The following is an 11,554-nucleotide window of genomic DNA, read 5'->3' as shown; positions in this document are numbered from 1 at the left end:
GTCAACCCAGTTTATGCAGGGCTTCTACCAATTGAGCCTTGTTCATGGTGGAACGCCCTTTGAGATCTTTGCTGCGCGCCTCCTTCATCAGGCTTTCCTTGCTTTGCGATTCCAGCGACGCGCGCGAGGTGCGTGAATGCCCCTGACGAGACTCGGCGGCGCGCTTGGCTGAATCCGTGCGCGCGGTCTTCTTCTCACGCGACGGCGTCTTGCTGCCCGAGCCTCCCGGCTTTTCACCGCCACCGGATTGTTTGTTCACGGTGGCCCAGGCGCGCGCTTCGGCTTCGTCCTTGCCCACGCCCTTGTCCTCGTACGATTGCTCAATGTGCTCGGCCTTGCGTTTCTGCTTGTCCGTATATTTGTCCTTGTCACCGCGTGGCATGGCATTGACTCCTGAGTGAGTTGCTTGATCAATGGTGAAACCGGAACGCCGGGCCATGGACGGGAGATCCACGGCCATTCGGCCATTCCACCTAGCTGCCCGATCCTGCGCCTGATCCACCACCGGTTGAGCCATCGCTACCACTCCCCGGACCTGCACCGCTACCGTTCCCTCCATTACCGCCGGAGCCCGTTTCAGTATCGGTACCGTCACCTCCCGTGTTGTCCGTTCCATTGTCATGGGTACCGCCATTACTCGTGCCCATGCCATCGGCTGGTGTTCCTGAGCCTGTCGCACCGCCTTGGCCGTTCATGTGCCCATTGCTGTGCGGTTGCGTGCCCGGGGCGCGTTGATCGTTCAGGTCGGTGGCGGCCAGGGCAAGTGGCGCCGTGCAACCCAGGCACATTGCGAGTAGCAGCGCGTATGTTTTTTCTGCGTTCATGGTGAAACTCCGTTTCTGGTTGTTCACCCAGTGTTCGGCCTGCCGTATACCGAAGGGTGCCCTCAGCGCGACGGAAGGTGCAAAACGGATGGACAAATGCCACTTGTCTGGCCGCGGGCACCCGTGAGCCACGCCCGCTTCTCACGTTTAGGTGCAGATACCATCTGCCTCTGAACGGAGAAAGGACATGGACATTGATGCAAACGAAGATGAACCATCCCTCGGTCCCGGGACCAAAGCGGTTGAAGTACCACTGCCGCCAGATGATGAGTCACCCATCGAAGAACAGATGGACGACGTGGATGCAAACAACTCAGTATCCAGTGAGCATCCAGATCCTGGCGGTGCGAACAGTGGATTGGGTATGCCCCGGGATGCTCAACTGAACGAAGGGGCTCAGATACCTGACGACCCGCCCAAACCTGATGGTCCGGGTTCCAGTCCCGGCCTTGGCAATGACAAGGAAAACCAGCGCTCCCCTGGAGTACCGGCTAGCGACCCTGAATCAGGGGTATGATAACTGCTCTCTCATCATCCCTATCAGCGCTTCGTTTTCCAGCGGTTTGCTGAGCAGGAAACCTTGCACTTCATGGCATTGGTCATCGCTAAGGAGGGCCAGTTGCTCAGCGGTCTCGACACCTTCGGCAGTTACCGTCATACCCATTGCGTTGCCAAGATTGATGATGGCCTGGACCACGCTACGGTCACTGCCGCTCTTGCCCAGATGCTGGACGAAGCGCTTGTCGATCTTGATGCTGTCGAACGGGTAGGTACGTAGGTAACCCAGAGAGGAGTAACCGGTCCCGAAGTCGTCCATGTTCAGGCGCACGCCTAGCTCCTTCAGTGCCTGCATGGTATGCAGAGCGCCTTCAACGTCGTTGAGCATGACGTTTTCAGTAATTTCCAGTTCCAGGCGATGGGCCGGCAGGCCGGTGGTGCGCAATGCGTCTCCGACGTCGCGAACGACATCGCTGCGGCTGAACTGGGCCGGCGACATGTTTACCGACACCATCACTGCCTGCGGCCAGCCGCGGGCTTTATCGCAGGCTTCCTGCAACACCCAGTTGCCAAGCAACACGATCAGGTCTGACTCTTCGGCCAGCGGGATGAACCGATCCGGGCGCAGCAGACCCAGGCGTGGGTGTTGCCACCTCACGAGGGCCTCAGCCGAGGCGAGCGAGACCCCGTCGACCTTGAAGCGCGGCTGGAAATGCAGCACAAGCTCGCCACGTGGTATGCCGTCGCGTAGTTCGCTTTCCAGCACACGCTTGTCCATCAATGCTGCATTCAGTTGCGCCGAAAAAAAGCGCCAGGTGTTTTTGCCCGCCTGCTTGGCGCTGTAAAGGGCCACGTCAGCGTAGCGGATCAAATCGGTTGGCGTACCGGGATACTCGGCCGACATCACGACACCAAGACTCACACCCACTTGAACACTATGCCCCTCGACTTGCATGGGTCGCCTGATTGCTTCGATCAAGCGGATGCAGAATCGGTCCATGTCCTTGTGATCCCCTGGCCGTGTCACTACGACGATGAACTCGTCGCCTCCCAGGCGGGCGACAAGGTCACTCTCGCGAGTAACCTGACTTAGGCGGCCGGCCACCTCGAGCAACACCGCATCGCCGGCCGGATGCCCCAGGCTGTCGTTGATCGGCTTGAAATTATCAAGATCCAGTATCAGCAGTGCTACCTGGAGGGGGCCAGTGCCGGTAATGGTTTGTTCGAGGAACCGGAACAGCTTGTTGCGATTCGGCAGCCCGGTAAGGGCGTCGTGCAAGGAGAGGTGCTGAATGTGGGCATGTGCGGCTACTTCGTCGGTGATGTCGCTGCAAGTGCCACGAAATCCGGTACAGACGCTCTGATCCACGATTGCGCGGGAAGCGATTGTGCAAATACGCTGTTGGCCAAGATGATCCTGGTACTGGCAGCGTAGGGTACCGGAAGAGCCTGTCGCAGCCAGACTATGAAGCCAGGTCTGGAGATGGCTGGTATCACACGACAGCAGCTCGGTAATCGGGCGCTGTCGCCATACGTCGACAGGATGCCCGGTCAGTTCGCTAAACCGGTCCGACAGGTAGGTTAGTCTCAGGAGCACATCGGTTTCCCAGATCCAGTCCGACGCGGCTTCGGCCACGGCCTTGAAGCGTTCTTCACTCGATTGCAGGGCAGCTCTGGAGATCTCAAGCGCACGGTGGCTACGATCGATCCTGGTGCTGGCCCGCATCGCATAGCGTGCAAACAAGGCAATGGTCAGCGCAATCAGGAGCACAGCGATAGCGAGGGGCGTGATGACTGTCTTGATCAATTGGGAACCAGGCTGCGGTAAATCCCAGGTAAGGGCGCGACCGATGCCTTCGAGTGCAAGAGCACCGCGCCCTTTACGCTGCTCGGTCGAATCGCTTACAGCCACGCCGGACAACCCCGCCGACTTGCCCAGTTCCCACAGCAGCTTAGGCGAAAGAACACGAATGAATACCATCACCGCCGTAGGTTCCGGCAGGTGGTGGGGTTGGGCCTGTGGACGTATCAGTGCAGCGCTGTACAACGATGGCAGGCCACGAAACATGATGTATCCCGAAGTCGCCTGGTCATGCTGCGCGGCTTGGCGAGCAAGGTGCAAGATCTTGCCAGTACTGTCGGTTAGCTGCTCAAGCCCCCGCTCGCTGAGCTGACCTTCCAGCATGGCGTACCGGGTACCGTCATCATCGAGCACGTATACCCCCTCGTACCCATCGGAGGTGAAGAGCGTGGCTCCTACATTATCCTCGATGTATGCCCAATGCGCGTCGACCTGTCTCCCCAGGTGATCGTAGGCGGCCTGCCAATCGGCGTGGGTCAGCAGAAACGTCCTGTCGTTCCTCTGCAGTTGGTTGATGGCCGAATCAGCATGGAAACGGCTTTGCTCCATTTGTTGAACATCGAGCGCCTCGGCGAGGCGGTAGAGGGAAAACAGCCCCAGCAACAGGGCTAACAACAAGATCAGGGAGAACACCAGGATGAGTTGCCCCACCACATGACTACGGGTCGACATTTCATTGTCAGCAAGCACGTCCATTGGTTCACCGTCGCGGTCGAGGTCTCCAAGGGTTGACCGGGGAGCCGGCTTGGAGGTCAATGGCGCTGACGACCGGTGGTGGGCGAAAGGCGTGGTTGATCGACCGACACTGGCAGCATTGCTTGGCACATCCACTGGTTTCATGCCCGCCACAGGTGAACTGCCAGGCCGGCCAGGGCGCAAGCGAACAGCACTTCGATCACGCCCCGCTTGAAGCGGAACAAAGCAATCGCAGCTGCAGCCGCAATAGCCGCGCATGGCCAGTCAAGCGCTCCACCAAAGCCTTTCGGCCAGAGCACGTGGTAGCCGAAGAACAGGGCGAGGTTCAGGATCACGCCCACTACTGCGGCCGTGATCCCTGTCAGCGGTGCGGTAAATTTGATCGCGTTGTGGGTCGACTCTACCAATGGCCCACCGATGAGAATGAACAAGAAAGACGGCAAAAAGGTGAACCAGGTGACGAGGCTCGCCGCGACGGCGCCAGCAAGGAATGGGTGTTCGCTCCCGAACATCGGATTGACGTAGCCACCGACGAAGCCGACGAAGGCGACCACCATGATCAGTGGCCCCGGTGTGGTTTCTCCCAAGGCGAGACCATCGATCATCTGGGTGGGTGTCAGCCACCCGTAGTGCCCTACAGCGCCTTGGTAGACATAGGGCAATACCGCATATGCACCGCCAAAAGTCATCAGTGCGGCCTTCGTGAAGAACCAGCCCATCTGCGTCAGGGTGCCGTCCCAGCCAAACGACAGTGACAGAAGTCCCAGGGGCAGGACCCAGAGCCCAGCACCTATCAGCAGCAGGCATACCAGATGCCTCAAGCTGAAACGGGCATGTTCGGGTGTTGGGGTATCGTCATCGATCAGGGCAGGGCCATAGCTGTTCTTCGCGCCCCCATGACCGCCACCGATCACGAATTTGCCTGGGGCGAAGCGACCACCCACGTAGCCGATGATGGCAGCCACCAGCACGATCAGCGGGAACGGCACGTTGAGGGCGAAGATCGCCACGAACGAGGCGCCGGCCATGGCCCACAGCCAAGCATTCTTCAGGGCTCGCGAGCCAATCCGGTGGGCTGCGTGGAGGACAATCGCCGTCACCGCCGGCTTGATGCCATAGAAAATCCCTGCGACTACCGGTACTTCGCCAAAAGCGACGTAGACCCACGACAAACCGATCAGGATGAACAGCGAAGGTAGCACGAACAACGCGCCGGCAATTACCCCGCCCCATGTGCGGTGCATCAGCCAGCCGATGTAAGTGGCCAGCTGCTGAGCTTCAGGGCCAGGCAGCAACATGCAGTAGTTCAGCGCGTGCAGAAACCGCTTCTCGCTGATCCACCGCCGGCGCTCAACCAGCTCCTGGTGCATGATCGAGATCTGCCCGGCGGGCCCGCCAAAACTGATGAAGCCCAATTTGAGCCAGAACAGGAAGGCTTCATAGAGGCTAATCGGCTGCAGAGTCGCTTGCGATGGCGGCTGCTTGCTCACTGCAGAGGTGGTCTCAGCCATTTGGGGTTTCCTCAATCGCGAAAGCCGTCAGCAGGCCATCAAAGATGCCTCCGGCGACCATCATCAGTTGATCGTCATCGCCAATGCTCTCTCTCAGGCCGGCGAGGACACGCTCGATACCGGGTGCTTCGGAAGGTTGGTATCCCCCAACATCCAGGTAGTGGATAACACCTGCCAGGCGTGCCAAGCCTGGCTGCTGAACGGCAAAGCTCTCAATGAGGGTTTCGAAGGAAACACGGTGGCCGACGTGGCTGAACATGGCCCCATCAAAATCGAAGCCGAGCGCATCGCTTGGGCAGTCACCTGGACTGTCCAGCCAAATGAATCGGGCGTCGGGATCGATGAAGCGACGGATCAGCCAGGCACATGCCAACCGGTCTACCCATGGGCGCTTTCGCGTTGCCCATCGGCGACCTTGGTATTCGCTGCGTTCCAGCTGGCTGATGGCCTCATCGTGTGCCCTCGGCTCATCGGGGGACAGTGCACGGCTAATCGAGGTCTCAAGCGCCTGCAGGGCCAAATCGGCTTGTGCCTTGAGCACGCCTGGGAAGAAGTCGATCGCCGCCAACTGGCCGAAAGCCTTCCTGAGCTTGCGCACCTGCCGGGCTATCTGCAGTGCATTATCCGGGGACAGGTCAGCCCGCCAGCCTGCAATTTCCTCCAGCAGCTTTTCGTACTCATCGCTTCTGTCGAATAGCCCGCTGAAACGCTCCTCGCGCTCAGACAGCGACAGCAGAAATGCCGTGCCGTTGATGGCCAGCACATCTCGCTGCACGGCTTGAAACGCTTCACGGCCCACGCTTTTTTCAGGCAGCAGGTATACGCCATCCCGTAAAACTGCCGCACCAGAGGCCTTCAGGGTTCTCCAAGCGCGCATTCGCTCGGTAGCGTTCGCCGTGGGCAAACCAAGGATCAAAAGCGACCAATCAAGCATGTAGAGATCTCAACATAAAATGTTTATCTATTTACATTATGCAAGACCCACAGAAAAGCAATCCAACACAGGCGGAAGTGGCGTTGGTCAATATCTTCATGAATGCGCGTGACGCGCTCATCGGCCGCAAGCGCCCGCACGTGTTCATTGCTTGCGCGCAGGGTGAGGCAAGTTCTCGATGGCCCGACCGGCGTGGGGTGAGGTTGCGAGGCTGTCCTGCCTCTGGGCTTGACAGTCTAAGCGTGTTTGCAACGCCCGTAGCAACGTTGATTAGCGCCACTGATCCGGCTCAAGACGTGACGCATTGAACACTCAAACCTGAGTGAACGCCTGAACAGGGTAGGGCAACTTTTCTGTCGCCCCTCACTTTCAGGGAGTTCAACATGAAAGCAATCGTGTACAACGGCCCACGTGACGTAGCGGTCAAGGATGTGCCGGACGCAAAAATCGAAAAGCCTACGGATGTGCTGGTACGCATCACGACGACCAACATCTGCGGTTCTGATTTGCACATGTACGAAGGCCGCACCTCATTTGAAGCCGGGAGAGTGTTTGGCCACGAAAATCTCGGTGAGGTCATCGAGGTTGGGGCAGGGGTCGACCGGGTCAAGGTCGGTGATCGGGTCTGCCTACCTTTCAATATCGGCTGTGGGTTCTGTGAGAACTGTGAAAAAGGCCTCACTGGGTTTTGCCTTACAGCGAACCCTGGTGCTGCGGGCGCCGCTTACGGTTTTGCCGACATGGGCCCTTATCAGGGCGGGCAGGCTGAGCTGCTGCGTGTGCCTTATGCGGACTTCAACTGCTTGATACTGCCGGAGGACGCCCAGGAGCGTGAAGACGACTACGTCATGCTCTCGGATATTTTTCCCACCGGTTGGCATGCAACAGAACTGGCCGGCCTGCTTCCGGGTGAGAGCATTGCGATTTACGGCGCGGGGCCTGTCGGCCTGATGGCGGCCCATTCGGCAATCATCAAAGGCGCGTCTCAGGTGTTCGTCATCGACAACCAACCGGATCGGCTGCAACTTGCCGCGCAGCTGGGGGCAACCCCAATCAATGCAGTCGAGCAAAAAGCAGTCGAAGAGATCATGAACCTTACCCACGGCAAAGGCACCGACCGGGGCTGTGAGTGCGTGGGCTACCAGTGCTGCGACAAGCATGGCCATGAAGCGAACTACCTCACCATGAACAACCTGGTCGCTTCCACCAAGGCTACCGGTGGCATTGGCGTAGTAGGCGTGTTCGTGCCTGAAGACCCTGGTGCGAAGAACGACTTGGCGAAAGAGGGCAAGATGGCCTTCGATTTCGGTGCGTTCTGGTTCAAGGGCCAGCAGATCCGCACAGGTCAGGCGAACGTGAAGGCCTACAACCGTCGTCTTGCAGAGCTCATCCAGCATGGGCGTGCCAAGCCTTCCCAGATTATCTCTCATCGTTTGAAGCTTGCTGAAGGCCCAGATGCCTACAAGCACTTCGATGCGCGGGATGATGGCTGGACGAAAGTGGTGCTCAAGCCTGCGGCGTGATCCGCTCTCACTGCTTCCAAGGACGGAAGTTTGGTGAGAAGGGCAACCTGCATGTATTAGAAGCAACCCTCACCGGCTTGTCAGTGCGTTATCACCCGGCAATTTCCAGTTGTGTGTTCTTCCGCCATCCTCGCAGATTCATGGCGCAAGCGAGACGGTTCAACGCAGATGATGTCTGGCGTCATCGTTCAGGATGGCAGCCCCCGATAGCCATTGCAGCCTTGAGGGCTGCCAGGTGAGTCAGGCCCTGCGGAAGGTTGCCCAGATATTGCCCAGTCTGCGCATCGATCATCTCCGAGTAGATGCCTACCCCGTGTGATAGCCCTTTCAAAGCATCTGCATAGGCGGCTACGGCGCGATCCTGGTTACCCAGAATGGCCCAGGCTTCGATCAACCAGAATGTGCAGGCCAGGAAGCAACCTTCCTCTTCCTCTGCATCGGTGTAGCGATAATGGAAAGCTCCGGCCCTAAGATCATGATCAATGGCTTCCAGTGTGCTGCCCATACGTTCTTTACTGGGGTAACCGAACCTGACAGCCAGTGCCAGTGAAGCGTCAAGTCGGTCGCTGTCTGGATAGAACAGGTACGCCTGGCGTTCTTCGCTCCAGCAGTGCGCCTCGATCCATGCCTGGATGCGCTGCCGCTCGCGATCCCAGCGTTCCCGGCAGGTGGTGGGAAGGTGGCCACCATCTGCCAGTTCGATGGCCCGGCTCAAGGCTTGCCAGCAACTGATCTTGGACATCGTGTAGTGCTGCTTTTCCGGTAACTCCCAGATACCGGCGTCCTGCTGACGCCAACAGTCGGCGCATTGGTCGGCAAGGTCTGAGAGGAGCATTGCGCTCGGAGAATCAAGAATGTTGCCGCTGTCGATGAAGCAGCGCGCTGTTTCGAAGATATCGCCGAAGACGCCGTGTTGGAGTTGGTCGCGGGCATCATTGCCGACGACTGGCGGGGAGTTCTTGTAGCCAGGCAGATCGACGGGGCGCACGCAATCACCGATAGCACCGTCCAGGGTATAAAACACCCGTGGCCCATGTTCATCCAACCGGCGCAGTAGCCAAGTGAACGCAGCTTTGGCTTCCGGCTGCGCGCCGATACCCAGAAACGCTTCGATGGTGTAGCCGGCATCGCGTATCCAGGCGAAGCGGTAATCGTAGTTCTTGCTGCCGCCAATCCGTTCGGGAAGGGATGAGGTCGCTGCCGCCATGATCGACCCACTTGGAGAGGACAGCAGAAGCTTGAGGGCCAGCGTATTGCGGACTACTTGGGTCTGGTACGGGCCGTCATAGACCAACCCCTTCGACCATTGGCACCACTCCCGATGCGAGCCGTCGATGCGTTCATCGATCAGGGCCAATGGGGGTACCACCAAGGGCTCATCTCGTCCTGCGATGATTGCGACCACTGAGCGTTGTCCTGCTGCAAGGCTAAGGACAGCACGGACGCCCATGTCGTCTTTGCGTTCGATGTGCACATGATGGTCGTGCAGGAACATGCCGAGTATTCGGCCCGCATGAAAAACGCAGGCATTGTCATTCGGCGCCACGTAGGGGCTTACCGTGTCGGCCTGGGTTCCGAAGTCGATAGCTATCACGAAATCGACTTTACCCTCGATACCTTCGATGCGTCTGGCAAGTTCGGCCCAAGGCAGGCGTCCAGCAGGGCCACTGTTCAAGGATTCCGTCAGCCGGGCACGACCCTGACGGGTAATGAAAATTGTCTCAAGGACGTTGCTGTCTGCCAGGTAGCGGCGCTCAGCAACGAATGGCTCGCTAGGGGTGATGGCAAAGAAGCCTCCAGTCTGAGGGGCCAGCAACTTGTCGAACAGGGGGGGTGAATCCATGTGCGGCACACACCACCAGTCGATGGAACCGTCCAGTCCAATCAGTGCCACGGAACGTCCATCCCCGAGCGCACCATACTGCTCCAGGGGCAACCATCCACCCTCATCTCGCTGAGGTTTGCCCTGTTGGACTTCTGCCGGTTCTCTTTCCATCGGTATGCCTACCAGATCATGTGTTCTGCTTCCGACATGGCTACCTGGCGTCTGGTTCGTCTGAATTGAGTACTGAGCAATCGGGGGCAATTCGGGATGAGCGAGGAGCGGCCCCGTGCCTTACTCGGCAGGAATGATCGAAATCTTTCCGTTGCGTTCGACGATAGCGAACTTCACCTGCTCAATCCTCTCGATGCCTTGGCTGTCCCGCGCTGATTCAAGGATATCGTCCTCCGTGAGGCGTGCCCGACGCATGCGGTGATGCAGAAAGCGCCCATTCTCGACAACCAAGGTAGCGTGCCCATCCAGAAACCTGGCCAAGGGCCTGGAGTTCAGCTTCGCGAGTGAAAGGCCGACGTCCAGAACGATCAGCGTGGCAATCACCAGCATGGCATTGGTGAATGAAAAATCGTCACCCAGAAGCGCCTGCTGGGTGGCTTCCCCGATGATCAGCAACAACACGAAGTCGAAGGTCGTCAAATCGGCCAGCGAGCGCCGCCCGGCCACGCGAAACAGCAGCATGAGGGCGACGTACATTCCGGCTGCGCGGAGGATCGAGTCCATGACGCACTCCTAGGGGTAAAGGAATGTGGAGAAGTGAACGGCGCTTTCAGGGCCAGCCTTGACGCTGCACTCCAGAGTCCCCACGTGCTCACTTCGTAGGGTCAGGTACAGGGTGGCGACCCCATCGTGCTTGGTACCCAGCTGGAACAGCATGGCCTGGCCATGCGACATCGAACGTTGCGGCTCCGGTTGTAACGTCTCGATGCTGGCGTCACGGAGCAATGATCCCTCGAGTTGCAGCTCCACCGGCTGACCAGGAATACCCTGAACGGTGATGAAAAGGCTGTCTGTCGTGCCGCTTCGGCTGAGGCGTTGATACTCAACCCGTACCCGGCCATCCTGGCTGACCACCTCGGCATCGCTCAACGGGCCATTACCGAACAGGCCTGCCAAGGCAAGCAGTACGATGGCCACAAGCACATACCATCCCACGCGCTCGAAGCGCCAGACACGCTGCTGCATCGGCATGTCTTCTTGAACAGGATGACGCCTGGATAGCAGTTCATCTTCCGACATGATCACAGCCCTCAGGCGCGCTCGCCGCGTAACCAGCGCTGGTGATAGTGGGAAAGCCGGGTCAACCCGAACAGCGCGCCTTGGCGCATGACCTCAGACCGCTCGCCGAAGAAACGTTGAGTGCGCGTGAAAACGGCAACGGGGTCGCCGGCAAAAGCCCACGCAAAGCACATCGTCCCCGGTGGTATCCCGGACTCGGGCGCCGGCCCGGCTACCCCGGTGGTGGCGATCACCACATTGGCATCGCTGTCTCGCAAGGCGCCCAAGGCCATTTCCCGGGCTACTGCTTCGCTGGTCAGGCCGTATCGCTCGATGGTTTCGGCGCTGACCCCCAGCAGGCGTTTCTTGGCGCTGGGCGAGTAGACGACATAGCCGCTTTCCAGCACCTCTCCGGTACCCGGTATCGCCGCCAACAACGCCACAAGGCAGCCTGCAGTGCATGATTCTGCTGTGCTCAGAACCAGTTTGTTGTTTTTGAGATAGCCGAGGGTGGCCAGTACAGGGTCGTTTTCCATTCCAGCGTCGACTCGCTTGTTTTGCGGTGGACGCGATCCTGGTGTGTTTGGTTCATCTCATCTACTGCCCGGCTATCTCGAGAAGTGAACCTGACATGAACTTTGCCCGTGCTTTG

Annotated in this window: 10 protein-coding genes; 2 read left to right on the top strand and 8 right to left on the bottom strand. The window is 58.9% G+C overall.

Annotated elements, in window-relative coordinates:
* Position 1 precedes the first annotated feature (1 nt).
* Entirely contained in the window at positions 2-382 is a 381-nt protein-coding gene (locus tag ACN6NG_RS16840) for a hypothetical protein (RefSeq protein ID WP_016486350.1), read from the bottom strand.
* A 629-nt stretch (positions 383-1,011) separates the two neighbouring features.
* Between ACN6NG_RS16840 and ACN6NG_RS16835 the strand changes: the two genes are divergently transcribed.
* Positions 1,012-1,341, top strand: a complete 330-nt coding sequence (locus ACN6NG_RS16835; RefSeq protein WP_080641019.1) for a hypothetical protein — start codon at positions 1,012-1,014, stop codon at positions 1,339-1,341.
* Here ACN6NG_RS16835 and ACN6NG_RS16830 read toward each other — a convergent pair.
* The 3 genes from ACN6NG_RS16830 to ACN6NG_RS16820 all read right to left on the bottom strand — a co-directional run bounded on the left by ACN6NG_RS16830 (position 1,330) and on the right by ACN6NG_RS16820 (position 6,324).
* Positions 1,330-3,879: a bifunctional diguanylate cyclase/phosphodiesterase gene (locus tag ACN6NG_RS16830; RefSeq protein WP_054888262.1), complete on the bottom strand. Its 2,550-nt coding sequence runs from the start codon at positions 3,877-3,879 to the stop codon at positions 1,330-1,332. The genes ACN6NG_RS16835 and ACN6NG_RS16830 overlap by 12 nt on opposite strands.
* A 140-nt stretch (positions 3,880-4,019) precedes the next feature.
* Positions 4,020-5,390, bottom strand: coding sequence for a chromate efflux transporter (gene chrA / locus ACN6NG_RS16825; RefSeq protein WP_016486352.1), 1,371 nt, complete (start codon positions 5,388-5,390; stop codon positions 4,020-4,022).
* Positions 5,383-6,324, bottom strand: coding sequence for a chromate resistance protein ChrB domain-containing protein (locus tag ACN6NG_RS16820; RefSeq protein ID WP_210015127.1), 942 nt, complete (start codon positions 6,322-6,324; stop codon positions 5,383-5,385). The genes chrA and ACN6NG_RS16820 overlap by 8 nt, the downstream gene beginning before the upstream one ends.
* 383 nt (positions 6,325-6,707) lie before the next feature.
* Here ACN6NG_RS16820 and ACN6NG_RS16815 point away from each other — a divergent pair, with 383 nt between their 5' ends.
* On the top strand, positions 6,708-7,847 hold the full coding sequence (locus tag ACN6NG_RS16815) for a glutathione-independent formaldehyde dehydrogenase (RefSeq protein ID WP_016486354.1): 1,140 nt from the start codon (positions 6,708-6,710) through the stop codon (positions 7,845-7,847).
* A 181-nt stretch (positions 7,848-8,028) separates the two neighbouring features.
* Here ACN6NG_RS16815 and ACN6NG_RS16810 read toward each other — a convergent pair whose 3' ends face one another.
* The 4 genes from ACN6NG_RS16810 to ACN6NG_RS16795 all read right to left on the bottom strand — a co-directional run bounded on the left by ACN6NG_RS16810 (position 8,029) and on the right by ACN6NG_RS16795 (position 11,438).
* Entirely contained in the window at positions 8,029-9,783 is a 1,755-nt protein-coding gene (locus ACN6NG_RS16810) for a glycoside hydrolase family 15 protein (RefSeq protein ID WP_024717778.1), read from the bottom strand.
* 180 nt (positions 9,784-9,963) lie between these two features.
* Complete coding sequence (locus tag ACN6NG_RS16805) at positions 9,964-10,407, bottom strand: DUF421 domain-containing protein (RefSeq protein ID WP_054888264.1); 444 nt, start codon at positions 10,405-10,407, stop codon at positions 9,964-9,966.
* A gap of 9 nt (positions 10,408-10,416) precedes the next feature.
* On the bottom strand, positions 10,417-10,869 hold the full coding sequence (locus ACN6NG_RS16800; RefSeq protein WP_016486357.1) for a hypothetical protein: 453 nt from the start codon (positions 10,867-10,869) through the stop codon (positions 10,417-10,419).
* A 65-nt stretch (positions 10,870-10,934) separates the two neighbouring features.
* Complete coding sequence (locus ACN6NG_RS16795; RefSeq protein ID WP_054888265.1) at positions 10,935-11,438, bottom strand: CinA family protein; 504 nt, start codon at positions 11,436-11,438, stop codon at positions 10,935-10,937.
* Positions 11,439-11,554 lie beyond the last annotated feature (116 nt).

The organism is Pseudomonas sp. TSO6 (assembly GCF_056098905.1).
This window is presented reverse-complemented; position numbering and strand designations above follow the sequence as displayed.